Source organism: Kitasatospora sp. NPDC004614 (assembly GCF_042873675.1).
Lineage (GTDB): Bacteria > Actinomycetota > Actinomycetes > Streptomycetales > Streptomycetaceae > Kitasatospora.
Genome location: NZ_JBIALR010000001.1, coordinates 753153 through 776695 on the forward strand (window position 1 = coordinate 753153; position 23543 = coordinate 776695).

Consider the following 23543-nt stretch of genomic DNA (forward strand, 5'->3'; position numbering starts at 1 on the left):
ATGGAGGGGACGGTGAGCGGCGGGATGGGGTGGGCAGGGATGGGCGGCGCGCGGCAGGCGACGGCTTTGGTGTTCGGCGGGGCGGCCGTCGCGGCGCTGGTGGTGATGGTCGCACCGGCCACCATTCAGGAGGCGCAGGACCGGATGGACCAGACCCTGCGCTTCCCGACGGGCGCCGCCGCCAAGGCGGCCGGCAGCCAGGTGCCGGGCTGGCTGCCCGACACGGCGGTGCGGATAGCGTTCCTGACGGGCAGCCAGGACGGAGACCGGCTGATCCGCGCTACGCTCCCCGACCGCGCACTGCCCGCCGGCTGCACCGAGGGGCGGCCGGTCGGCAGCGTCCACCTGAGCGCGCACTGGTTCCCGCGCGACACCCCGCAGCGCGCGACCGCGCACTGCGGCCTGTACGACGTCGCGCTGATCGGCGATCAGCTGTACGGCTGGCAGGACGCCGCGGTGGCGGCCAGCGCCCGGCCCAGCGGCGTTCCCGTGCACTGAGACAGCGCGGGGCCCGGCCTTCCGGGCGACCCGGCGGATGCGATAGGACGGTGCGCATACCTGCCACCCCGAGGAGCACCATGCCAGGCCCGACCGTCGATGCCGACGGCGACCAGACCGTCCCCGCAGCCCCAGGCCGACCCGACTCCATATCCGGCGCACCGAGCAAGGCCCCGTTCGTGGCGGCCACCGTGGCCGTCCTGGGCAGCCTCGCCGCGCTCGGGCCGACCACCACCGACCTGTACCTGCCCGCCCTGCCCGAGCTGACCGCCGACCTGCACTCCACCGCCCCGGCCGCCCAGCTCACCCTGACCGGCTCGCTGCTCGGCATGGCCGCCGGCCAGCTGCTGTTCGGCCCGCTCAGCGACCGGATCGGCCGCCGCCGCCCGCTGCTGGCCGGTCTCGCCCTCTACACCGTGGCCAGCGTGATGTGCGCCCTGGCCACCTCTATGCCGATGCTGGTGGCCGGCCGCGCGCTCCAGGGCGTGGCGGGCTCCGCGGGGCTGGTGATCGCCCGGGCGATCGTCCGCGACCGGCTCGAAGGCGTCGCGATGATACGTTTCCTCGCCACCATGGGCCTGATCTCCGGCCTCGCCCCGATCCTGGCCCCCGTCGTCGGTGCCCAGTTGCTGCACATCACCGACTGGCGCGGCACCTTCTTCATCCTGACCGTGCTCGGCGCGCTGCTCACCGTCGGCTCCGCGCTCGGCATCCGCGAGACCCTGCCACCCGAACGCCGCCACGGCGACGGTCTGGGCACCACCGTCCGCGCCATCGGCGGGCTGCTGGGCGACCGCCCGTTCCTCGGCTACCTGCTCACCAGCACCTTCGCGTTCGGCGCGCTGTTCGCGTACGTCGGCGGCTCGTCGGTGGTGCTGCAGGACGTGTACCAGATCTCCCCGCAGACCTACAGCCTGGTGTTCGCCGTCAACTCGATCGCGCTGCTGGCCGTCACCCAGCTGAACGGCCGGGTGCTGGTGCAGCGCTTCCCCGGGCCGGTGCTGCTGGTCTCCGCGCTGACGGTGGCCGTGGCGGCCGGCGTCGCGGTGGTGCTGTGCACCACCGTCTGGGACACCGGCCTGGCGGGGGTGTGGCCCGCGCTCGCGGTGCTGATGGGCTCGATGGGCGTCATCATGCCGAACGCCAACGGACAGGCCCTCACCATGGCGCCGCACGCGGCGGGTTCGGCGTCCGCGCTGCTCGGCACCGGCACCTTCCTGTGCGGCTCGCTGGTCGCTCCGCTCAGCAGCGCCGGCGGCCACCCGTCCGCTACCGCGCTCGGCGTGATCGTGCTGGGCTGCTCGCTGTTGGCGCTGCTGTCCTTCCTGCCGCTGGCGACCCGCCGGGAGTGACGGGCCGTCGGCGAACCGGCGTCCGGGCAGGCAGGTCGGAGGCGGCGCCGGGCGCCGAGCGGTGGTGACGGGCGCAGCACTTCGTCCGTCACCACCGCACCGCAGGGCATCGCCTCACTGCCCGTCGCGGACGGCGGCCGGTCCCCGGTGAGGGCCGGCCGGGGGCCAGTGGCAGCGGCCGCCGCTCCCGAACCGGACGGCGGCCGCGGCGTGACCACGGGAGCAGGAGGCGGCATCGGCCGGTGTCAGTGCCTGCGGCGGGTGCGGCCGACGCGGAGCAGCGCGGCGCCGGCCGCGGCGGTCAGCGCGGCGACGGCGGCCAGCGGACCGGTCGTGGAAGCGCCGGTCTCGGGAAGCGCGGGTGCCGCCGGCGTGCGGGTCGGCTCCGGTGAGGTGGACGCCTCGCCCGTCGGCTCCGGTGAGGTGGACGCCTCGCCCGTCGGACTGACACTCGGTGACGGGCTGGGGCTGGGGCCGCAGGGAATCCACTGGAGCAGGACCTCGCCGTCGCCGCTGCGCACCCCGGTGGCGAACTGGGCTCCGGCGGGGCCGAGGCTGGAGCCGCCCCCGCCGCCGCCACCGTCGAGCGTGCCGGTGGTGGACGAGCCGCCCGCACCGCCGCCGTGGGCGCCACCGCCGCCGCCTCCGCCGCCGCCCATGTGGGGGTCGGCGAGGTTGAGCGCGCCGGATCCGCCGATCATGCCGTTCGCGTCGCCGCCGGCCGCGCCCGGCTGGTCACCGGCGAAGGCTGGGGTTCCGCCGGCCCCGCCCCCGCCGCCGTCGCCGCCCGAGGCGCCGCCCTGGCCGCCGCCCGGGGTGGTGGGCGTCTGGCCGGGCTCGCCGCTCTGGCCGCCGTCGCCGCCGCGTCCGGTGTCGGTGTTGGCGAAGCTTCCGGCGCCGCCGCCTCCGCCGCCCGCGACGATCACCGTGATGTCGTCGAGGGACACGGCTGTCGCCCCGCCGCCACCGGCCGCGGTGGCGCCGTTGCCGGGCATCGGGACGCTGCCGTAGGCGCCGCCCTGGCCGCCGCCACCGTATCCGCCGTGCGGCGGACTGCCGTCGGTGAGGCTGCCGCCGCTCCCGGCACCGGCCACGTTCACCGTCAGCACCTGGCCGCCGTGGACGTCGAGCGTCGCGCGGACCTCGCCGCCCAGCCCGCCGGACGAACCGTAGACCGCGGTACCCCCGGCCCCGCCGAAAGCGGTGACGTCCACCTGGCACACGTCGTCGGGCACCGTGACGGTCTGGGGGCTGCCGGTGAACCCGAGGTCCACCGTCCCGTCGGGGCCCTGCACCGCCGACGGCAGTGCCCGGGCCGCGAAGGCGGCGGGCACGGCCACGACCAGACCGGAACTCAGAGCAACCGCGCACGCTGCACGCACGGTGGGATTTAGTCGTCTCATATGCCCACAGTAGGTTCGCGGACGGTGAGCACATCGACACTCTCGGTAGTCGATCGGGTGTGTCGGCCGCACCGCGGCGAGCGGAACCGGGGACAACGGGCCGCGCCCGGCCGGTGGCGGGGAAGGAGCCACCGGCCGGGCGCGGCCGTTTCACCGAAGGGTGCGTCAGGCGATGGAGAAGTCGTCGCCGTAGACCGCGCCCTGGCCGTACCAGCCGTGCAGGTAGACCGTGACGGTGCCGCTGGCGCCGGTGGTGAACGGGACGCTCACCTTGGCCCAGGAGGTGCCGTTGGCCCAGGTGGAGGCGGTGGCGCCGCCGGTGACCCCGACGTAGGAGTACGGGCCCTGGACCCAGGCGGTCAGGGTGTACGCGTGGTTCGGGGCGAGGGTGACGGTCTGGTCGCACTCACCGGTGGTGCCGGCGGTCGGGGTGACCTGGAGCGCCTTGGAGCCGCTGTGCACGGGGCTGCCGACGACGGCGGCGCCGCTCTGGCAGGTCCACGGGGCGAGGTTGCCGGACTCGAAGTCACCGTTGACCAGGCCGGTGGGCGGGGTGACGCCGGTGACGGTCAGCGCGTACGTCGCGGTGTGGGTCCGGCCCGCGCCGGTGCCGGTGACGGTCAGGTTGTAGGTGCCCGGGGCCGCCGAGGCGGTGGTGGCGACGTTCAGCGTGGCGGAGCCGCCGGCGGTGACGCTCGCCGGGCTGACGGTGGCGGTGACGCCGGCCGGGGCGCCGGAGACCGACAGGCCGACGGCCTGGGCGGTGCCGGAGGTGACGGCCGTGTTGATCGTGCTGGTGGCGGAGGAGCCGGCCTGCACGCTGCCCGCGGCGGGGGAGAGCGACAGCGAGAAGTCGGAGGCGGTGGTGCCGCCGGTGACGGTCAGCGTGTACGTCGCCGAGTGGGTGCCGCTCGCGCCGGTGCCGGTCACGGTCAGCGGGTAACTGCCGTTCGGCACGGCCGAGGTGGTGGAGACGTTCAGCGTGGCGGAGCCGCCGGCGGTGACGGTGGAGGCGCTCAGCGAGGCGTTGAGGCCCGGCACGGGCTGGGTGGCCACCGACAGGTTGACGCTCTGCGCGGTGCCGGAGGTGACGGCCGTGTTGATGGTCGTCGAGGTCGAGGAACCCGCCACGACCGAGCCGGTGGTCGGGCTGAGCGCCACCGAGAAGTCGTTCGCCGGCGCGGTCGAGCTGGTGAACTGCGAGAAGATGTGGCTGAAGTCCCACTTGTTCTGCGCGATGCCTGAGCAGTCGTCACGGCCGCCGGTGCCGGCGCAGCCGCCGTTGTCGCGCTGCAGCGCCCAGAAGGACAGCGTGTTGATGCCCTTGGAGACGGCCCAGTTGTAGACCGTGGTGGCGTTGGCGACGGTGAAGGTCTCGGCGGCGCCGAAGTCGTCGATGCCGGGCATCTCGATGATGCCGATCATGCCCCAGATCTGGGCGGAGGTCTTGGTCGGGTAGAGCTTCGCCAGCTGGTTGTACAGGCCCTGCGCGGAGGTCTGGGTGTCCGCGGCCATGTCGTGCGGCTGGTTGTCGTAGTAGTCGAACGTCATCATGTTGACGACGTCGATGCGCGCGTTGTTGGTGACGGCGTTCTTCAGCACCGCGAGGCCGCTGGAGGCCAGGCCGCTGGTGGTGGTCGGCAGCGTGTAACTGAACTGGATGGAGCGGCCGTTGGCGGCGGCCCAGTCCTCGACGATCTTGATCGCCTTGTTGCGGCGGTCGATGCCGGCCGTGTTGGTCAGCGAGTTGTCCTCGATGTCCAGGTCGATCCGGGAGACGTCGTAGGTGGTGATGACGTTCTCGAACTGGGCGGCGATCTGGTTGACGTCGGTGCACGAGTCGGCGATCTCGGTGCCCGTGTTGTCGGCGGTGTAGCCGCCGAAGGACGGGATCACGTCGCCGCCGTTGGCGCGGATGGTCGCGATGTCGGCGCCGAACACGGAGTTGGACACCGGCATCGTGGTGTCGCCGTTCCACAGCGCGGTGCAGGAGCCCTTGGTGGCGGCCTGCAGGAACGCCATGGTGAGGTGCTTGACGCCGGACTGGGAGGCCAGCGCGGCCGGGCTCTCGCCCGTCCAGGACTCGAAGTACGGGGCGAAGACGTGCTGCGGCAGCGGAGTGGCGGCCTGCGCGGGGGCGGAGATCAGCCCCAGCGAGGCGGCCGCCATCGCGCCCGTGGCGAGCAGCGCTTGGAGTGGTCGGTGAAGGCGCATCGAGGCTCCATCAGGCATGGGTGGATGGCCTCGTGCCGCAGTTCGGGCACGGGGCAGGGGTGGTCGGCCTGGTACAGGGAGTGCCGGGGTGGTGCGGGGCGTACGAAGCCCCGGCCGGTGGTCACACCCCCACGATGCGTTTCCGGTCGGGAAAACAACGCTCCCATGGTTGGTCTGGACCACTCATCTGTCAAGACTCCTAACTGTCCGTCCCACCAGGTGTCCTGACATGCCGTCGGCCCCGCACCCGATGCCGAGGGGTGCGGGGCCGACGGGCGGCGCGGGTCAGTTCAGGCCGTTGCTCTTCAGCCAGTCCTTGGCGACCGCCGACGGGTCCTCCTTGTCCACCGCGACGCGCTTCATCAGCGCCGTCAGCCCGGCGGTGTCCAGCTTCGCCGAGACCGCGTTCAGCGCGGCCGCCCCGGTCGGGTCGATGCCCGTCTTGTTCACCAGCGGGGTGACGTTCTGCGAGCTGAACAGGTTCTTCGGGTCGCTCAGCGACACCAGCTTCAGCTGGACGATCTTCGGGTCGGTGGTGAACACGTTGCCGACCTGGACGGTGCCGTCCTTGAGCGCGTTGGCGGTGGTGTCGGCGGTCGGCTTCCACTCCTTGAAGGTGACCCCGTACACGTCCTTGAACTGCTGCTCCCGCCGCGACTTGAACTCCGGCGGGCCACCCACCACCAGGTCCTGCGCCTTGTCCGCGAGATCGGCGATCGACTTCACACCCAGCTTGTCGGCCGTCTCCTGGGTGACCGTCAGCGAGTCCTTGTCCTCGGCCGGCGCCGAGTCGAGTATCCCCAGCGCCGCCGGCAGCTTGGACGCCAGCTCACTGTTCACCGCGTCCTTGCCGGTCGCCGTCGACTTGGCGTCCAGGTAGCCGAGCAGCGCACCGTTGTACTCCGGCAGCACCGTCAGCGCACCGGACTGCAACTGCCCGTACAGCACCTCCCGGCTCCCGATGTTGAACTTCTCCTCGACCTTCACCCCCTTCGCCCGCAACGCCTGCGAGTAGATCGACGCCAGCAGCACGTTCTCCGGGAAGTTCGCCGATCCCACCACCACGGTCTTCCCCGAACCTCCGGGCGCGGCAGGGGACTTCGCGGCCAACGGGTCGCCCCCGCCGGAGGAGGAGCAGGCCGCCGCGCCGAGCATCAGCACGGCGACGGCGACGGCGGTTCTGACCGGACGGGAAGTCATATCGAGTCCTTTGCAAGTGCGGGCAGGCCCGCGGGTTCGTCAACAGGGGCGGTGCGCGCGCCGCGTGGCGTCGCGTACCGGATGAGCAGGGCGAAAAGGAGCTGGACGGCGACGGCGAGCAGGACCACCAGGAGGGCGCCGCCGACGGTGGTGGGGAAGTTGCGGGTGGCGAGGCCGTCGATGACGTAGCGGCCGAGGCCGCCGAGGCCGACGTAGGCGGCGACGGTGGCGGTGGCGATCACCTGGACGGCGGCGGTGCGGGCACCCGCGAGCAGGGTGGGCAGAGCGGACGGGAGGCAGACCTGGAAGAGCGTCTGCGGGTGGGTCAGGCCGATGCCGCGGGCCGCGTCGCGGACGTCCGGGTCGGTGCCGCGGATGCCCTCCGCGGTGGCCACCAGCAGCGGCGGCGCGGCGAGCGCCGTCAGCGGGAGCAGCACCGCGGTGTCACCGACGCCCGCGAGCAGCACCGCCAGCGTGACCAGGCCCAGGGTGGGCAGCGCGCGGGCGACGCCGGTCAGCGCCGTGACCAGGAACAGGCCGCGCCCGGTGTAGCCGATCAGCAGGCCCAGCGGCACCGCGAGCAGCGTGGCGAGCGCCAGCGCCTCGGCGGAGAACACCAGGTGTTCCAGGACGCGGTTGAGGATCGAGTCCGGCCCGCTCCGGTGCGCCGGGTCGGCGAAGAAGTCGTGCAGCCAGCCGAACCAGTTCACCGCGCCACCCCCGTCGCCCACGGCGCCAGCACCCGGCGGGCCGCGACCAGCAGCAGGTCGCAGACCAGCGCCAGCAGCGCCACCAGCACGATCCCGGCCAGGATCGGAGTCGGGAAGGTCCGCTGGAAGCCGTCCACGAACAGGTAGCCGAGCCCGCCCCGGCCGATCAGCGCGCCGACCGCCGCCAGCGAGATGGAGGACACCGCGGCGACCCGCAGGCCCGCTATCAAGTACGGCACAGAGGCCGGGAGTTCGACGGCGGCCAGCCTGCGCCACGGCCCGTAGCCCATCGCCGTGGCGGCCTGCCGCACCGGCTCCGGCACGGCCCGCAGCCCGTCCACCGTGGTCGGCAGCAGCACCGCCAGCGCGTAGAACGTCAGCGGCACCATCACGGTCTCCCGGGTGGCCAGCCCGGTGTACGGGATCAGCACCACGAACACCGCCAGCGAGGGCAGCGCGTACACCACGTTGAACACCGCCGCGAGCGGCTGGTACAGCCGCGGGTAGCGGGTGCAGGCCAGGCCCAGCGGCACCGCCAGCAGCAGGCCGATCAGCACCGGGACCAGCGCGATCACCGCGTGGTCGCCCGTCAGACCGGCCAGGTAGCCCAGGTGGTCGCCGAGCCAGTGCCAGCGCACCAGCGGCTCACCGTCCAGCATGGTTCACCTGCGCCCCCGACTCGTGCCTGTCCGTCCCCGGCTCGGCGAGCGCGGCCACCACGGCGGCCCGGCTCGCGGTGCCGATCGCCCGGCCCTCGGCGTCCACCGCCACGGCGTGGCCCGACGGGGCCAGCACCGCGGCGTCCAGTGCCGAGCGCAGGTTGTCCCGGGCCGGGGCGAACACCGGCACCGGGTGGCGCCGGTCGCCGCGCACCCAGTGCTCGGGGCGGCCGTCCGCGTCGAGCGTCAACGCCCAGTCGTCGTAGGCCGGTTCGAGCTTGGCGAGCGGGACGTCGGCGGCCGGGCGCAGACCCAGACCGCGCAGGCCCCGGTCGCGGCCCAGGAAGGCGGCCACCCCCGCGTCCGCCGGGGCGGTCAACAGGGTGTGCGGGTCCGCGAGTTGGGCGATCTCGCCGTGCTCGCGCAGCACCACCACCCGGTCGCCGAGCCGCACCGCCTCCTCGATGTCGTGCGTCACGAACAGCACCGTCTTGCCCAACTCGGCCTGTAGGCGCAGCAGTTCCTCCTGCAGCCCGGCGCGCACCAGCGGATCGACCGCGCTGAACGGCTCGTCCATCAGCAGCACCGGCGGATCCGCCGCCAACGCCCTCGCCACGCCGACCCGTTGCTGCTGGCCGCCGGAGAGCTGCGCCGGGTATCGGCGGGCGGTCTCCGGCGGCAGGCCGACCAGCTCCAGCAGCTCCGCCGCCCGGGCCCGGGCCCGCTTGCGGTCCCAGCCGAGCAGCCGCGGCACGGTGGCCACGTTGTCGATCACCCGGCGGTGCGGGAACAGTCCGGCCTGCTGGATGACGTACCCGATGCCGCGCCGCAGCTGGGCCGCCGGCAGGGTGGCGACGTCGGTGCCGTCAAGAAGGACCTTGCCGCCGGTCGGCACCACCATCCGGTTGACCATCCGCAGGATGGTGGTCTTGCCGCAGCCGGACGGGCCCACCAGGACCGTGGTCCGGCCCGCCGGTACGTCGAGGTCCAGGCCTCGGACGGCCACCGTGCCGTCGGGGTGGCGCTTGGCGGCGCCCTCGAATCTGATCACGGAAGGGTCCTAGCGATGGCCGAGCGAATAATCGAACACTGATCTGAATACGTCTGTCCGGCTTCCCATGAGTCGGTCACCGCAAACCTTGATCCACCGAACGGGTGGGCAGGCCGGCCGCAGCCCAGGCCACGAACCCGCCGTCCAGGTCGGTCGCCCTGAACAGGCCCAACTCCCGTAGCGAGGCTGCCGCGAGAGAGGAGGCGTAGCCCTCCGAGCAGACTACAATCCACGGCACGTCGTGTCCGGTTGCTTCGGGAATCCGGTGACTGCCCGTCGGGTCGAGCCGCCACTCCAGCACGTTCCGTTCGATGATCAGCGCACCCGGAATCTCACCCTCCCGGGCACGCTGTGCCGCCGGACGGATGTCCACCAACCGTGCGCCGGCCGTCACCGCCGCCCACGCCTGCTCCGGCCCCGGCCGCTCGATCCCCGCGCGGGCCCGCGCCACCAGCTGATCCACCGTCGTCACCACTGCTCCGGTCCTTCCGTCGCCGTGCGCACCAGGCCGCCGGCCCGCAGCTCGTACCGGGACATCTCGCTCAGCGGCGGCGAGTACGCGTGCAGCGTCACCGCCGGCCCCGGCGAGGTGTTGCGCACATCGTGCAGGTACTGCGGCCCGAACGCCCGCTCGGCGCCCGCCGTCAGCCGGCGCGAGGTCAGGCCGTGCTCCGGACCGGCCAGCGCCAGCTCCTCCAGCTCGCCCAGCGCCACCGTGAACGCCCCGCGCGAGCCGCCGTGGTCGTGGAACCCCGTCGACTGCCCCGGCAGCCAGCTGATCAGCCACACCTCGTAGTCCTGTGCCAGTTCCAGTCGCTCGTACCACCGGTCCTCGGCGGCCAGCCGTACCCGGTGCAGCCAGCGCTCCGGGCGTTCGGCCAGGTCGCGGACGATCCGGCGCAGCGCGTTCGGCGACAGCGGCGGGCGGGCGGGGGCATCGAGTACGGGGGTGGCCGGGACGGCGGGCATGGGTCTCCTCCGGGGAGTGCCGGGGCAGCCGTCGCCGGAGCTCGGCGGGCGGCTGGAAGGCAGGTGGGCGTACCGCCGGACGGGCGGATTCGGGGGTGCTGCGTGGGATCGCGCGACGGCCCTGGCTCGACTCACAGGGGCGTGCGGAGGTTACCGAGGGAAGGTCAACAGGCACACATGTCGCTCGCCTGGCGTCGCAGATCGACGTGCAGGCGGCAGACCAGGAAGGTGCCGCGGTTCATGCCGCCGATGCTTCAGGACGCGGTGGCGGCGCGTCAAGTTCCGCCACGCTCCGATCGAATGCTGAGCACTTCTGTCTCGCCAGCCGAGAAAACGGCAAAAAACCGATGGCCCGCGCTCCGGGGAGAGCACGGGCCACCGGGGTTCTCGGGGTGGGTTCAGTTGTCCTGGCCGGCGTTCTCATCGGCCTGGGCGGCGGCGCTGTCCGCCGCGTCCACCTTCTGCTGCATCTGCTGTTGGACCTGCGAGCCGTCCGGCCCGTCGGCCGGCGCCGCGGTCGGGCCGCAGGCCGTCAGCAGGGCCGCCGAGGCCAGCGCGAGCGCGGCCAGCGCGGCGGCCGCGGCGGTGGGGCGACGGGTCACTTGGAGGCCGCCGGGGCGTTCTTCGCGCACCAGTCCGCGACCGACTTCAGGTCCGCCTTGCGGGTGTCCAGGGTCGACACCAGGCCGCGACGCGCCGTCAGGCGGTCGTTCAGGTACTTCTCGACCTCGGTGTGGCCGGCCTTCTTGGCGTCGTCCACCCGCTGCTCCAGGCGGGCGATCGAGCCGTTCACGCTCGCGTCCCCGTGCAGCCGGGTGAGCGCCTTGTCGATCTTCTCCTCGGTCTTCGGCAGCCGCTTGCAGATCGACTTCGCCCCGTCGCCCTTCGGCGCCGACCCGTTCGCCGCCTGTGCGGGCCCCGCCGCCAGCAGCGCGCCCGCCAGCGCGAGCACTCCGGCCGCGGCGACCGTCCGGTTGATCCGCATGGCAGTCCCCTTCCCACTTCTCACGGCCGGACCGCCCGGCCGTGGACGCGACCGTACGGGGGCTTCTTGTGGAAACCCTGTGGAACGCCCGCCCGGTCAGGAATCCGTCCCGGCGGGCTCCTCCGTCGCGGTCAACCAGGCGCGGGGAGCGGGGAGTTCGGGCGCGGGGGCGTGCTCGCGGAGCAGCGGGAGGCGGAGGTCGAGGCGGCAGCCCGGGGGATCGGGGCGGGTGGTGGCGGTGACGGAGCCGCGGTGCAGGGCGGCCTGTTGGGCGACCAGGGTGAGGCCGAGGCCGGAGCCCGGGCTGTCCGGGCGGCGGTGGAAGCGGCGGAAGACGGCGGCGCGTTCGGCGGGCGGGATGCCCGGGCCGCGGTCGTCGACGGTGAGGTGCGCGGCGCCGCCCTCGATCCGCAGCCGGACGTCCACCTCGGCGGGCCGTTCGGCGGTGCGGCCGTGCACGGCGGCGTTGCCGAGCAGGTTGTCGAGCAGGATGCGCAGGCCCGACTCCCAGCCGAACACCCGCACCTCCGAAGGGAGTTCGGCGCGGAAGGCGGCCCCCGGGTGGCGGCGGCGGGCCTGCTCGACGGCGGCGTCGACCAGCTCGGCGAAGTCCACCGGGGCGAACGCGGACAGCTCCACCAGGTCTCCCCGGGCGAGCGTGGACAGGGCGCTCAGCAGGTCCACCGTGCGGGCGTGGTCCTGCTGCAACTCGGCCAGGATCTCGGCGCGTTCGGCCTCCGGCAGGTCCGGGTGCGCGGAGAGTACGTCCAGGTTGGTGCGCAGGCTCATCAGCGGGGTGCGCAGTTCGTGCGAGGCGGCGGAGGAGAACGAGCGCGCGGTGTCCAGGGCCTGTGCGGTGCGGGCCGCCTGCTCGTCGTACCGGGACAGCAACAGGGCAATCGCACCGGAGAGTTCGTCCACCTCGGCGGTGCCCGTGCGGGAGTGTGCGAACACCGCGTGCCCGGTCCGCGGGTCCAGCACGGCCGCCCGGCGGCCCAGCCGGCGCAGCGGCAGGGTGGCGCGTTCGGCCAGTGCGAAGGCGATCAGGCCGGAGAGCGGCGCCGCCACCAGCGCCACCAGTAGCACCCGCTGCCGCACCGCCCGCAGTTCGTCGGCCGGCTGCCCGGCGGGGGAGAGCACCCACAGCGTGCCGGTGGTGTCCCCGCTGTTCAGCTTCACCGTCAGGACCCGCCAGGCGTTGCCCCGCTCGTGGACCGTCACGGTGCCGGCGGCGGGCAGCAGTTGGGGATCGTCGGGCTGTGATCCGGCCGCCAGCAGGACGGAGCCGTCGGCGGCCGTGACGCGGACGCCCGCGTCCAGGGCGGCGTCGAGCATCTTGCGCTGCTGGTTCTGCTCGGCCTTCGGCCTGCCCTTGCTGCCGGCGGCCAGCAGGGCGCGGGCGTTCGGGAGCAACGCGGCGGCGCGGTCGCCCAGCCGGGTGTCCTGGCGGCGGTGCAGGTCGGCGTTGACCAGTGGCAGCAGCAGGGCCGCGGCGGCGGTCACCAGCAGCGGCACCAGCAGCGCGGCGCCGAGCGCGATCCGGGTGGAGAGCTTCAACGCGCGCCGATCTCACCGGAGTTGGGGACGCGCAGGACGAATCCGACGCCGCGCACGGTGTGGATCAGGCGGGGCCGCTGCCCGGACGCCTCCAGCTTCCGGCGCAGGTAGGAGACGAAGGTGTCGACGGCGTCGCTGCGGACGTCGAAGTCGTAGCCCCAGACCCGGTCCAGCAGCAGTTCCCGGGAGAGCACGATGCCCGGGTTGCGGGCGAACTGGGTGAGCAGCTCGAACTCGCGCCGGGTGAGCCGGAGTTCGTCGTCCTCCCAGAACGCCTCGCGGGTCTCCGGGTGGATCCGCAGCGGGCCCACCCGGAGCAGGCCGGAGGGCTGGGGCGGTCGGCGGCGCAGCAGGGCGTGCAGGCGGAGCACCAGCTCCTCCAGGGCGAACGGCTTGACCAGGTAGTCGTCCGCCCCCGCCTGCAACCCGGCCACCCGGTCGGCGAGTTCGTCCAGCGCGGACAGCATCAGCACCGGGGTGTCGTCGCCGCGGGCCCGCAGCGTCCGGCACACCTCGGTGCCCGCCAGGCCCGGCAGGCCCACGTCGAGCACCACGACGTCCGGTGGCGCGTCCGTGAGTTGCGCGAGCGCGCCGGGCCCGTCCGCGGCGAGCGCCACGGCGAAACCGCTCAGCCGCAGCCCCCGCTCCAGACTCCGCCGGATCGCCGCGTCGTCGTCCACCACCAGTACCCGCCCGACCATCCTGGCCACCTCCGGGACGACTGTGGCACAGGACCGCTGCGGCCCCGGACCCGGGGACCGGACTACGGCTGCGGGTCGTCATCCCAGGCGAAGGCCGTGATGCGCCAACCGTCGGGGGTGCGGGCGAACTGCATGGTCTTGGTGCCGCCGCCTTCGTAGCGTTCGCCGTCGAGCAGGCCGGACTTGCGGTACTCGAGCATGCGGCTGGCCACGGAGCCGGCGATCTCGGTGTTCTCGCTGGTCTCCCACTCGTGGAACTCGGTCAACCGGCCGCTGGAGAACAGGAGTTCGCGGGGTTCGATGAACTCTTCGAGGGTGAGGGTGAGGTACCGGGGCGCGGTGATCACGATGATGCTGCCGGGGAGCATCAGGCGGCGCAGCCGGGCGACGTCGGCGGGGCGGCCGTCGCGGTTGTCGAAGGCGTCGAAGAACTCGGCGGTGAGGCGGTCGAGTTCGGCCTTCACCTCGGGGTGCGGAAGCGGGAGCGACATGCGCCGAACAGTAACATTTTACTGTCCCTGGTGGGTGAAATACCGGGGGCGGGCCCGCCGCTTAGACGGACCCGCCCGGTCGATCAGTCAGTGGTCAGCGGTCGGAGGTCAGTGGCGCTGCCCCTTCCGGCGCCACCAGAGCAGTCCGCCACCGATGAGCAGCAGCAGGCCGGCAGCGACCGCGGCCGGGACGGTGAGGTCCGAACCGGTCTCGGGCAGGCGCTCGTGCTCGCCCTTCTCGCCCTTGTGGTGGGGCTTGCTGGGCTTGGGCTTCGGGGTCGGGCTGGGCGACGGGCTGACGACCGTCGTCTCGGTGGCGCAGGTGCCGGCGCAGGTGCCGTCGTCGCCGGGGGTGGCCAGGTTGCGCAGGACCATGTCGCCCGTGTCGGGGTCGTTGACGGTCACGCTGTAGGTGATGGTGGTGCTCGCGCCGACCGCCAGCGGGCCGGACCAGGTCAGGAGGTCACCGGTGACGGTCGCGCCGTTGGTGGCGTCGTTGTTGTAGGTGGCGTCGTCCAGGACGTCGGCGAGGTTGTCGGTGAAGGAGGCCGGGTCGGCGTCGGTGAAGTCCGAGCCGCCGGTGTTGGTGACGGTGACGGTGTAGGTGACCTTGTCGCCCGGGTCCGCCGTGTTGGTCGAGACGGCCTTGGAGATGGTGAACGCCGCGGGCGGGAGGATCGGGGTGCTGGTGGTGCAGTCGGCCGCCGTGGTGCAGTGGCCGAAGTGGTCGGGCGCGGCCAGGTTGGTCAGCTTGGCGCCGGCCGGGACGTCCTGGTCGGCCGTGACCGAGTAGGTGACGGTCACGCTGCCGCCGACCGGCACGCTCAGGTCCCAGGCCAGCGTGTCGCCAGTCAGGGTGCCGCCGTCGCTGGCGTCGTCGTTGTACGTGGCGTTGTCGAGGACGCCGGTCAGGTCATCGGTGATGTGCACTGCGGGCGCCGAGCCGGGGCCGTTGCCGAACGGGACGTCGCCGGTGTTGGTGACGGTCAGCGCGTAGGTGACGATGCCGCCGGGGGCGACCGAGGCCGGCTCGGCGCTCTTGCTCAGCGAGTACTCGGCGACGCGCGTGACCCGCGAGCAGATCTCCGCACAGTGGCCGGTGGCGCCGGGGACGGCCGCGTTGCGCAGCACGTGGTCACCGGTGCCCGGGTTGTTGACCACCACCTCGTAGGTGACGACGTGGGTCTCGCCCACGGCCAGCGGGCCGGACCAGGTGATGCTGCCGTTGACGGACTGGGCGCCACCGGTGAGGGACGCCGGGTCGAGCGTCGCGTCGTCCAGCACGTCGGTCAGGTTGTCGGTGAACGACGCCGGGTCGGCCGCCGGGTAGTCGATCAGCCCGGTGTTGTGGATGGTGACGGTGTACTTCACCCGGTCACCGGGGCCGGCGAAGTTCGGGGCCTCGATCGAGGCGTTCTTGGAGATGGAGAACGAGGGTTCGACCGTGCCGGCCGGGCAGGCGGTGGAGGTCGAGGTGTTGTTGGAGAGGTTCGGGTCCGACTCGTTGCCGATGATCTCGGTGGTGTTGCTGATCCGGTCGGTGGTGCAGTCGGTGCCCGCCTCGGCCGGCGCGGTGCCGGTCACCGCGATGTCGGTGTGGCTCCCGTCGGCGAGCGGGGCCCCCGCGCACTCCAGGAAGTGGTGGCCGTCCGGGTCCACGGTGATGGTGCAACCGTCCGTGGGGGTGGTCGGGTTGAGCACGGTGTCCGGCAGTTCGTCGTTGACGATGAAGCCGGAGGAGTCGCCGGGCCCGTGGTTGGTCACCGTGAGGGTGTAGGTCAGCGTCTGGTTGGGGCTCCAGTCGGTGGGCCCGGACTTGGTGATCCCCAGGTCGACGGGCAGACCGGGGTAGGAGGCGCCGTCGTTCTGGGTGGAGGCGGGGCCGGGGGTGGACGAGACGAGGACCGCCGACGGGGTCGCGGAGCCCGGGTTCACCAGCTTGAGCTGGAAGACCCTGCCAGTGACATTGTCGGAGATGCCGATGTTGCCGTTGCCGTACACCCACTGGGCGCCGAACGGGTCGGTGGGCAGCTTGGGCGCGGCGAAGTTGATGACCTCGCCGGTGGTCGGGTTGATCCGGTAGATCCGGTTGGTCGGCCCGTACACGCCCCAGATGTAGCCCTGCGTGTAGACGAAGTCCGACAGGTTCGGCACGTCGGCGTTCAGCGCGATGTGGGTCGTGGTGTGGGTGACCACGTTGACCGCGTACAGGTTGCGGTCGGTGACGGCCAGCCGGACGTACAGCAGGTCGCCGGTGGCTCCCTCGCCGAAGGTGCCCTGGTTGTAGTTGGCCGCGTTCGACGGCAGACCGACCTGGCCGAGGTTGGTGGCCGCGCCGTCCTGGCCGATCCGCACCAGGCCGTTGTTCTCGTTGATCGCGTACAGGAACATGTCGGCCAGGTGGAAACCCATGGCGTTGTAGCCGAATGCGGCGGTGCCCTGCTTCACGAAGACGATCTGACCTGGGCCCTGCACCGCCTCGTACAGCGTCGTGGGCTCGCCGCGGGCCGGGCCCTGTGCGACGAACACCAGGGCAGGGCCCGCCGGGAACGGGTCGCCCGGTGCCGCTTGGGCCTGCTGAGGCCCCAGCATCGGGAGACTGGCGGCCGCCAACCCGCCTGCAACGATCAATCCGGCCCACCATCGACGCGCCATTGCGGCCGTCCTCCATTCGCTGTTCGGGAATGCCGGGATCGTAGGCTGGCGAATCAATATAAAACGGGCATTTCGGGCCGAACGGGGGCATGTCGGAAGAGCGTAAATGCCGTTGCGGGCAGGCGATATGGGGGGTGACGATTTGTCATATGAGCTCTGTAATTCGTCATGTGACCATTGACTGCCTCGACCCCTACACCCTCGGCTCCTTCTGGGCGCAGGTGCTCGAACAGCCGCTGCAGCCCGAGGACTTCCCCGGAGACCCGGAGGCGCTGATCGCGGGCGCGAACCTGCTGTTCATCAGGGTGCCGGAGGCCAAGGCCGGCAAGAACCGGCTGCACTTCGACCTCCAGCCGCAGGACCGAACCCGGGACGAGGAAGTTACCCGGCTGCTCGGCCTGGGCGCGACGCTGGTCGACGACCGGCGCAACGCCGACGGCACCGGCTGGGCCGTGCTGGCCGACATCGAGGGGAACGAATTCTGCGTGGAGCGCAGCAAGGCCGAACGCGAGAACTGAGACGGGCCGGGGCGATCGGGGCTGAATCCTTTTCGGCGGCCGCCCCCTCTTACGGGCACACGTACCGGCGGACGGCCGCCGGACACGACAGCTCGGAGGAACCTCATGGTGGTGGCCATCGCCATCGGCGCCGGCGCGGTACTGCTCTGTACCTGCGTCCTCGCGCTCAAGTCGAAGCGGGGCAAGCGTGGTTGAGACGTCCTGGCCGCCCGAGGAAGTGATCGCCGCGGCCCGCTGCGGCGACCCCGAGTCGATCGACGCGCTGGTGGCGGGCGCCCACCCCAAGGTGCGGCGGTTCGCCCACTCGCTGTGCGCCAGCCCCGAGGACGCGGAGGACGCCGCGCAGGAGGCGCTGATCATCCTCTACCGCCGGATCGGCATGCTGCGGGCCACCGGCGCGCTCGCCTCCTGGCTGTTTCGGATCGTCCGCAACGAGTGCCTGCGGCGGGTCCGCCCCGCCCCGGCCGCGCCCGAGGCGCCGGCCGGGGAGGCGGACTCCGCCGAGCAGGAGGCGCTGCGGCGGCTGGACACCGAACGGGTCGCCGCGGCGATCGCCGCGCTGCCCGCCGACCAGCGGCGGGTGCTGATCATGCGTGACCTGCGGGGGTACGGCGGCCGGGCGGTCGCGGAGGCGCTCGGGCTGAGCACCGCCGCGATGAAGTCCCGGCTGCACCGCGCCCGGGCCGCCGTCCGGGCCGAACTCGGAGGCCCCCGATGAGCGGGCCCGGCGACTTCGCCAGCGCCACCCTGACACGTCATCTGGTGCGCGGCGGCCTCGGGTTCGGCGCGATCGTCGTCGGATTCGCGCTGCTCCCGGTGGCCGGACCGGTCTCGCTGCTGCTAGCGCCGCTCGGGCTGGTCGCGCTGCGCGGCTGCCCGATGTGCTGGGCGATCGGCCTGGCGCAGACGCTCTCCCGGGGACGGCTACAACGGGCGTGCCACGACGGGCAGTGCACGCTCCGGCGGAGCTGACACCGGGGCATCGGGCGCATGATCGGATGAACGGGTGGATCGGCCGGGCGGGGGAACGGCCGTCGGTTCTGCACCGCAACTCGGGGGCGTTCGACCAGACTTCGTCACGTCGAACGCCCCCGAGCGGCGGAGGAACCAGCCGTCATGAGCCCAGCCAGCGCGTACCTCGCACCGACCGGGCCGATGGCCGAACTGCTCGCCCAGACACCTCTGTTGACGCCGCACCCGCACACCGACGCGCTGCGCGCCGAGATCGCGCACTGGCTCACCGGCACCGGCGTCCTGGACGCGGCCGCCGCCGCCCGCTGCCTCGACCGGGGACACCTGGACCTTGCCGCCCGCAGCTGGGGCGACGTCCCCGCCGGGCCCGGACTGCGGGCCGCCACCAAATGGCTGGTGCTGACCCGGATCCTCGACGAGCACATCGAACTGGACGAACCGGGCGACACGACCCGGCGGACCGTCGGCGCACTCCGGGCACTGACCGCCGGCGGCCAGGTACCGGCCGCGCGGAGCGAGGACGGCTCCGCGCTGGTGCGGGCGTTCGAGGGGCTCTGGCGGGACAGCGCGACGCTCGCCGGACCCGACTGGCAGAACCGCTGCGGCGCCGACTTCCGGTCCCACCTGGACAGTTCACTCGCCCGGCTGGGCGCCGGGCCGAGCGTCCCGACCGTCCCGCAGTACCTGACCCAGTACGGCCGCGACGGCGCGGTGCGGTGCGCGGCCCACTGGGTGGAACTCGCCCACGGCCTCGACCTGCCCGAGCAGTTGTACCGCCACCCGCAGCTCGCCGACCTGTTGGCGCGCTTTCAGCACCTGGTCTGCTGGATCGGCGACCTCGGCGCCGGGAGCGGGATGGTGCGCGCCCTGGAGGTGCACCGCGGACTGTCGCCGCACACCGCCGCCGCGCGGGTCGCCGAGCTGTGCGCCGCCGAGCTCACCACCCTGGAGTTCCTCGCCGACGGCCTCGCCCGCGGCTCCCACTGGCCCACCCAAGCCCGCCGCCACGCCCGGGGGTTGGTCCGCCACGTGCACGCGCTGATCCACTGGACGGCGACCGCGACTGGTCACGCACAGGAGATTTGACAGAAGATCATTTGAACCGTCACGCTCACCGCCACACGGGCCGGTCGGTGAGGGGGCGAACGATGGTGCCGGCGCGAATGCGCAGACACTGGTGGCGAGTTGCGCTCGGGGTGCTCGGGGTGCCGGCGGTGTCGTTCGGTGCCGCCCTGATGCTCGCCGTCCGGGTCGACGACCGGAGCATGAACCCCAACCTCGGGCCGAACTCGCGGGTGCTCACCGTCCCCGGCAGCGGCGGGCGCGCCGAACGCCTCGACGCGGTGGCGCTGCGCGCACCCGGACAGGACACCACCACGATCAGGCGCGTCATCGGCCTGCCCGGCGACCGGGTCGAGATCACCTCCGACCCGCGCGACCCGTACCACCCCGCGGCGGGCGAGCCGTTCGTCCTGCTGGTCCAGCCCGGCGGGAGCGGCCAGTGGTTCCGCGTGGACCTGCCCACCGGGCGCGGCCAGGACCGGCCCGCCAGCCCCTGCTGCTCCGCCGACGGCCGCGGGCAGCCGACCGCGGCGGCCCCACTCGTCCCGCCCGGCAAGCTGTTCGTCATCGGCGACTACTCCGAGGTGGCGGAGGACTCCCGCGCCTACGGCTGGGTCGACGAGGCCGCAGTGACCGGCCGGGTCGGCTGGGCCGTTCTGCCACTGCTCGACAACGGCCCGCTGCCCTACGACGCCGACCTGGTCGCCGTCGATCCGCCGCCCGGGAGTTGACGGCCGTCAGGCGGCCTCGTCGAGCAGCAGCGCGAGCACCCCGACCAGGGTGGCGCTGCTGACGATCTCGCGGCGGGCCACCAGGGCGCGCAGCTCGGACAGCGGGACCCACGCGATTCGGTCGGACTCGTTCTGTTCGGTGGGCGGGCCGGTGAACTCGGCCGGTTCGGCGCGGAACACGAAGTGCTCGGCGTCGGTGATGCCCGCGGCCGGCTGGGCGTAGATCAGCGGGCGTACGTCCGACACCCGCCAGCCGGTCTCCTCCAGCGCCTCCCGGGCCGCCGCGGCCGCCGGGTCCTCACCGGCCTCCACCAGGCCCATCGGCAGTTCCCACGCCCAGGTGTCGGTGATGAACCGGTGCCGCCACAGCATCAGCACCTCGGCACGGTCGTTCACCACCGCCGCCACCGCGAGATGGCGCAGCTTCACCACGTGGTGCTCGAAGCGCTGCCCGTCCGGCAGTTCGACATCCGCGACCCACACGTTCAGCCACGGGTCCTGGTACACCGGGCGCTCCCCGTACACCTTCCACCGCACCCCGCCACCCCTTTCGTCCCCCGGACGCTACCGCACCCCGCGCGCGCCGCGGCCGGAACCGAACGGTTGCGCCAGTCGTCCTTGTGGTGGAGAAGCGCGACGGGATTGGCCCTCGTGGCGAAGGGCAGGAGAACGGCATGGGCATCGTCAGTTGGATCATCCTGGGGCTCCTCGCCGGAGCTATCGCCAAGCTGCTGCTCCCCGGCAAGGACCCGGGCGGCATCGTCATCACCACGCTGATCGGCATCGCCGGTTCGTTCATCGGCGGGTGGCTCTCCTCGAAGTTCCTGCACAAGTCGATCAACGTGCACTTCTTCGACCTGCCCACGTGGATCTCCGCGATCGCCGGCGCCCTCGCCCTGCTCATCGTCTACCGGCTGCTGTTCGGCAGGTCACGCGACTGAGGCGGCGTCAACACGGTGCCCCGGCGAGCTGGTTGCTCGCCGGGGCATTCGCGTTGTGCGGGTCAGAGCGGCGGCAGGGGCTCCTGCGCGCCCGACCAGGCGGCCGGGACGCCGGACAGGCCGGTGCGGGCGGCGACCACGCCGGCGGCGATGGCGCAGGTGGTGTCCATGTCTCCCCAGCCCGCGACGGTGTGCCAGAGGGTCTCGACCAGATCGTCCGGGTGACCGGCGGCGGACCAGAGCGCGAACGGGACGGTGTCCTGCGCCGAGACCAGGTGGCCGGAGCCAAGCACCACCGCGGCATGCCGGATGCTGGTCTCCGCCGGGAGGCGGGCGGCGATCCGCAGGCCGGACCGCACATCGGACTCCGGCAGCAGCGCCGCCACCTCCTGAAGGAAATCGGCCCGGGGAGCCGCCGCACCGCCGCGCGAGCGGACCGCCAGCGCCGCGGCCAGCGCGACCGCCTGCGCGCCCGCCACCGCCTCCGGGTGCGCGTGGGTGGCCCGGGCGGAACGTTCGGCCTGCTCGGCGACCACCGCCAAGTCGTCCGCGAACCACGCGCCGAGCGGCGCCACCCGCATTGCCGCGCCGTTCCCGTGCGAGCCCTGCCCGCCGAACAGCGCGCCGGTGACCGCGAGATGGTCCTCGCCCGCGTGCACCGCGCGCAGCACCTGGTGCATCGACGGCCCGTACTTGCGGTGCGGCACCGCCATGTACTCCTGCGCGAACTCCCGCGCCAGCGCGGCCGGTTCGACCTCACCGCGGTCGCGCAGGTGGCGCACCAGGACGAGCGCCATCGCCGTGTCGTCCGTCCAGTGCCACGGCCCGGGCCTGGTCAGCCGGCCCGCGACCTCCGCCGACGCCTCGTCCACCGGCGGGTGGAACCAGCGATCACCGAAGGCATCGCCCAGCGCCAGACCGTGAAGGCTGTCGAGGGCGGGCGGCGGGACGGGGGACAACATGGCGACTCCTCGCGGGGGCGGGTGGACGTCACCGATTCTGGCTGCTCGGAGGGCCGCCCGGCGAACCGATTTCCTGGAGACGGATCCGGTGTCACCCCTCGGACGGGGGTTCGCTCGATCGTGGGCGATTCGCGCTGCCGATTCGTCCCCGCGGGTCCAAGGTGGGAGACGGACGCGCTCGGAATCCGCGTCCCGCTCGCCGTGCCAGGCCCGGGTTCTGCGGCCGTTCCACGGCCTTGACGACGGGTGGAGCGACGAGTGCGCGGACGGTGGGCACCTCGCCGGGAGCTGATCGAATCTTCTAGGCTCGCTTCCCGGTCCCTGCCGCGGCGCCCGTCCGTGCCGAGGAACAGAGACCGACGTCCCCGGACCCCGGGCCGAGCCGGGGTCGCGGACCGAGCGAGGAGGACGCAGTGCTGCCCAGTCCCAGGTCGAATCGGACACCACGACCCAGCCCGAAACGGTCCAGCCCGAAGCCGCAACAGATTCCCGCGACGCCCGTCCCGGCCATGCCTCCCAGTGCCTCGCGCCCCACCGGGGGTGAACGGTGAGCCGCCATACCGTGGCCCCCGAGCCACATCCCGCCACCCCCACGGCCGGCGAACTGCCCGTAGCGGCACCGACGTTGGCCACCGCCGCACTACCGGGCCTGCCCCACACCCTGACCAGCAGGGCCCGCACCCTCACTGCCGCCGTCCGCAAGCGCTGCGCGGACCTCGCCCGGATCGAAACCCCGTCCGGCGACGCGCCCCGGCTGAACACCCTCGCCGAAGAACTCGCCACCGGCTACGCCGCCACCGGCGCCACCGCCACCCGCGAGAACTGCGCCCACGGAGACCACCTGGTACTCGACTGGCCCGGCCGGCACGAAGAACTCCCGCACCTGCTGGTGGTCGGCCACCACGACACCGTCTGGCCCGTCGGCACCCTCACCGACTGGCCCGTCGAGGAACAGGACGGGCGCCTCACCGGCCCCGGCATCCTCGACATGAAGGGCGGACTCGCCCTCCTCGAAGGCGCGTTCGCGCTCCTCGCCGACCTCGGCCAACGCCCGCACCGACCCGTGCGGATGATCGTGGTCTCCGACGAGGAGATCGGCAGCCCCGACGGCCGCCGCCTCGTCGAACGGCACCTGCGCGGCGCCGCCGCCGTCCTCGGCCTCGAACCCGGCCACCCCGACGGCCGCCTGAAGACCGCCCGCCGCGGCTCCACCCGGGTCCGGCTCACCGTCACCGGACGCGAGGCACACGCCGGCAACGACGCCGCCGAGGGCCTCTCCGCGATCGACGAACTGGTCGACCAACTGATCACCGTCCGCGGCCTGGGCCGACAGCCCGGCACCGAACTCAACACCGGACGCATCGACGGCGGCACCCGCGCCAACGTCGTCGCCGGCCGCGCCCAGGCCGAGATCGGGCTGCGCTTCGACACCACCGAAGCCCAGCGCCGCACCCTCGACACGCTCGCCCACCTGACCGCGAACCGGCCCGGCGCGAACGTCCGCACCGAGGTGCTGTCCTCCCGGCCCACCTGGCCCGAGCGCACCGCGAATCCGCTGCTGCGGCACGTCCGCTCACTCGCCGCGGCGCTCGGCCAGCACCTCGACGGGGCGCCCGCGGGCGGGGCGGGGGACACGAATCTCGCCGGCGCGAGGGGTCTTCCGACCCTGGACGGACTCGGCGCGGTGGGGGCCGGGCCGCACGCGCGGCACGAGCACCTGCGGATCGACCAACTGGGGTCGCGGATCGCTCTGTTGGCGGCGCTGTTGGCTGTGCCGTTGCCTCGGCTGCGCTGAAGTCCGGGGAACTGCGCGACGAGCGCAAGCCTGTCCGTGAGGTCGCGAGCACGTGCAAGTGGTTGTCTTGCGTCGCGATCTCGCGATCTCGCGGTCGAGTGCCTTCGGTCTCGCGCA

25 protein-coding genes are annotated in these 23543 nt (G+C 73.0%); 9 read left to right on the forward strand and 16 right to left on the reverse strand.

What is annotated here, in order from left to right:
• The first annotated feature begins 12 nt into the window (after window positions 1-12).
• Both ACFYST_RS03185 and ACFYST_RS03190 read left to right on the forward strand, forming a co-directional pair.
• The gene (locus tag ACFYST_RS03185) at window positions 13-498 is read left to right on the forward strand and encodes a hypothetical protein (RefSeq protein WP_387859493.1); all 486 of its coding nucleotides are present in this window, start codon (window positions 13-15) and stop codon (window positions 496-498) included.
• 80 nt (window positions 499-578) lie between these two features.
• Window positions 579-1850: a multidrug effflux MFS transporter gene (locus tag ACFYST_RS03190; RefSeq protein ID WP_387859494.1), complete on the forward strand. Its 1272-nt coding sequence runs from the start codon at window positions 579-581 to the stop codon at window positions 1848-1850.
• A 245-nt stretch (window positions 1851-2095) separates the two neighbouring features.
• Here ACFYST_RS03190 and ACFYST_RS03195 read toward each other — a convergent pair whose 3' ends face one another.
• The 14 genes from ACFYST_RS03195 to ACFYST_RS03260 all read right to left on the reverse strand — a co-directional run bounded on the left by ACFYST_RS03195 (window position 2096) and on the right by ACFYST_RS03260 (window position 16319).
• On the reverse strand, window positions 2096-3190 hold the full coding sequence (locus ACFYST_RS03195; RefSeq protein ID WP_387859496.1) for a hypothetical protein: 1095 nt from the start codon (window positions 3188-3190) through the stop codon (window positions 2096-2098).
• Window positions 3191-3418: 228 nt separating this feature from the next.
• Complete coding sequence (locus ACFYST_RS03200) at window positions 3419-5467, reverse strand: carbohydrate binding domain-containing protein (protein ID WP_387859497.1); 2049 nt, start codon at window positions 5465-5467, stop codon at window positions 3419-3421.
• Window positions 5468-5752: 285 nt separating this feature from the next.
• Window positions 5753-6667: an ABC transporter substrate-binding protein gene (locus ACFYST_RS03205; protein WP_387859499.1), complete on the reverse strand. Its 915-nt coding sequence runs from the start codon at window positions 6665-6667 to the stop codon at window positions 5753-5755.
• Entirely contained in the window at window positions 6664-7398 is a 735-nt protein-coding gene (locus tag ACFYST_RS03210; RefSeq protein WP_387635067.1) for an ABC transporter permease, read from the reverse strand. Before ACFYST_RS03210 ends, ACFYST_RS03205 begins: the two co-directional genes overlap by 4 nt.
• Window positions 7374-8036 carry an ABC transporter permease gene (locus ACFYST_RS03215; protein WP_387635065.1) on the reverse strand — a complete coding sequence of 221 codons (663 nt, stop codon included), beginning with the start codon at window positions 8034-8036 and terminating at the stop codon, window positions 7374-7376. The genes ACFYST_RS03210 and ACFYST_RS03215 overlap by 25 nt, the downstream gene beginning before the upstream one ends.
• Window positions 8023-9087: an ABC transporter ATP-binding protein gene (locus ACFYST_RS03220; RefSeq protein WP_387859500.1), complete on the reverse strand. Its 1065-nt coding sequence runs from the start codon at window positions 9085-9087 to the stop codon at window positions 8023-8025. The genes ACFYST_RS03215 and ACFYST_RS03220 overlap by 14 nt, the downstream gene beginning before the upstream one ends.
• Before the next feature lie 76 nt (window positions 9088-9163).
• Window positions 9164-9562, reverse strand: a complete 399-nt coding sequence (locus ACFYST_RS03225) for a rhodanese-like domain-containing protein (protein ID WP_387859501.1) — start codon at window positions 9560-9562, stop codon at window positions 9164-9166.
• Entirely contained in the window at window positions 9556-10056 is a 501-nt protein-coding gene (locus ACFYST_RS03230; protein ID WP_387859503.1) for a cysteine dioxygenase, read from the reverse strand. The genes ACFYST_RS03225 and ACFYST_RS03230 overlap by 7 nt, the downstream gene beginning before the upstream one ends.
• 398 nt (window positions 10057-10454) lie before the next feature.
• The gene (locus tag ACFYST_RS03235) at window positions 10455-10658 is read right to left on the reverse strand and encodes a hypothetical protein (protein WP_387635054.1); all 204 of its coding nucleotides are present in this window, start codon (window positions 10656-10658) and stop codon (window positions 10455-10457) included.
• Window positions 10655-11041 carry a hypothetical protein gene (locus ACFYST_RS03240; protein ID WP_387635051.1) on the reverse strand — a complete coding sequence of 129 codons (387 nt, stop codon included), beginning with the start codon at window positions 11039-11041 and terminating at the stop codon, window positions 10655-10657. The genes ACFYST_RS03235 and ACFYST_RS03240 overlap by 4 nt, the downstream gene beginning before the upstream one ends.
• A 96-nt stretch (window positions 11042-11137) precedes the next feature.
• Window positions 11138-12598 carry a sensor histidine kinase gene (locus ACFYST_RS03245; RefSeq protein WP_387859505.1) on the reverse strand — a complete coding sequence of 487 codons (1461 nt, stop codon included), beginning with the start codon at window positions 12596-12598 and terminating at the stop codon, window positions 11138-11140.
• A complete protein-coding gene (locus tag ACFYST_RS03250) occupies window positions 12595-13299 on the reverse strand; it encodes a response regulator transcription factor (protein WP_387636824.1) in 705 nt (234 codons plus the stop codon). Before ACFYST_RS03250 ends, ACFYST_RS03245 begins: the two co-directional genes overlap by 4 nt.
• Before the next feature lie 62 nt (window positions 13300-13361).
• Complete coding sequence (locus ACFYST_RS03255) at window positions 13362-13790, reverse strand: DUF4440 domain-containing protein (protein ID WP_387635047.1); 429 nt, start codon at window positions 13788-13790, stop codon at window positions 13362-13364.
• 108 nt (window positions 13791-13898) lie between these two features.
• The gene (locus ACFYST_RS03260; RefSeq protein WP_387859506.1) at window positions 13899-16319 is read right to left on the reverse strand and encodes a DUF6923 family protein; all 2421 of its coding nucleotides are present in this window, start codon (window positions 16317-16319) and stop codon (window positions 13899-13901) included.
• 275 nt (window positions 16320-16594) lie between these two features.
• Between ACFYST_RS03260 and ACFYST_RS03265 the strand changes: the two genes are divergently transcribed.
• The 5 genes from ACFYST_RS03265 to ACFYST_RS03285 all read left to right on the forward strand — a co-directional run bounded on the left by ACFYST_RS03265 (window position 16595) and on the right by ACFYST_RS03285 (window position 19728).
• The gene (locus tag ACFYST_RS03265) at window positions 16595-16963 is read left to right on the forward strand and encodes a VOC family protein (protein WP_387635042.1); all 369 of its coding nucleotides are present in this window, start codon (window positions 16595-16597) and stop codon (window positions 16961-16963) included.
• A gap of 187 nt (window positions 16964-17150) precedes the next feature.
• Window positions 17151-17681: an RNA polymerase sigma factor gene (locus ACFYST_RS03270; RefSeq protein WP_387859508.1), complete on the forward strand. Its 531-nt coding sequence runs from the start codon at window positions 17151-17153 to the stop codon at window positions 17679-17681.
• The gene (locus ACFYST_RS03275) at window positions 17678-17935 is read left to right on the forward strand and encodes a hypothetical protein (protein ID WP_387859510.1); all 258 of its coding nucleotides are present in this window, start codon (window positions 17678-17680) and stop codon (window positions 17933-17935) included. Before ACFYST_RS03270 ends, ACFYST_RS03275 begins: the two co-directional genes overlap by 4 nt.
• Window positions 17936-18079: 144 nt before the next feature.
• Window positions 18080-19021, forward strand: coding sequence for a terpene synthase family protein (locus tag ACFYST_RS03280; RefSeq protein ID WP_387859512.1), 942 nt, complete (start codon window positions 18080-18082; stop codon window positions 19019-19021).
• A gap of 77 nt (window positions 19022-19098) precedes the next feature.
• Window positions 19099-19728: a S26 family signal peptidase gene (locus ACFYST_RS03285; protein ID WP_387859513.1), complete on the forward strand. Its 630-nt coding sequence runs from the start codon at window positions 19099-19101 to the stop codon at window positions 19726-19728.
• Between the two features lie 6 nt (window positions 19729-19734).
• Here the strand turns inward: ACFYST_RS03285 and ACFYST_RS03290 are convergent, their stop codons facing one another.
• Window positions 19735-20265 (reverse strand): NUDIX domain-containing protein, encoded by a 531-nt coding sequence (locus tag ACFYST_RS03290; protein WP_387635031.1) that lies wholly within the window; start codon window positions 20263-20265, stop codon window positions 19735-19737.
• A 137-nt stretch (window positions 20266-20402) separates the two neighbouring features.
• On the opposite strand from ACFYST_RS03290, the gene ACFYST_RS03295 reads away from it, so the two are divergent.
• The gene (locus ACFYST_RS03295; protein ID WP_387635029.1) at window positions 20403-20669 is read left to right on the forward strand and encodes a GlsB/YeaQ/YmgE family stress response membrane protein; all 267 of its coding nucleotides are present in this window, start codon (window positions 20403-20405) and stop codon (window positions 20667-20669) included.
• Window positions 20670-20731: 62 nt separating this feature from the next.
• Here the strand turns inward: ACFYST_RS03295 and ACFYST_RS03300 are convergent, their stop codons facing one another.
• Window positions 20732-21631, reverse strand: coding sequence for an ADP-ribosylglycohydrolase family protein (locus ACFYST_RS03300; protein WP_387859515.1), 900 nt, complete (start codon window positions 21629-21631; stop codon window positions 20732-20734).
• Window positions 21632-22178: 547 nt separating this feature from the next.
• Here ACFYST_RS03300 and ACFYST_RS03305 point away from each other — a divergent pair.
• Window positions 22179-23426, forward strand: a complete 1248-nt coding sequence (locus ACFYST_RS03305; RefSeq protein ID WP_387859517.1) for a M20 family metallopeptidase — start codon at window positions 22179-22181, stop codon at window positions 23424-23426.
• Window positions 23427-23543: the final 117 nt, after the last annotated feature.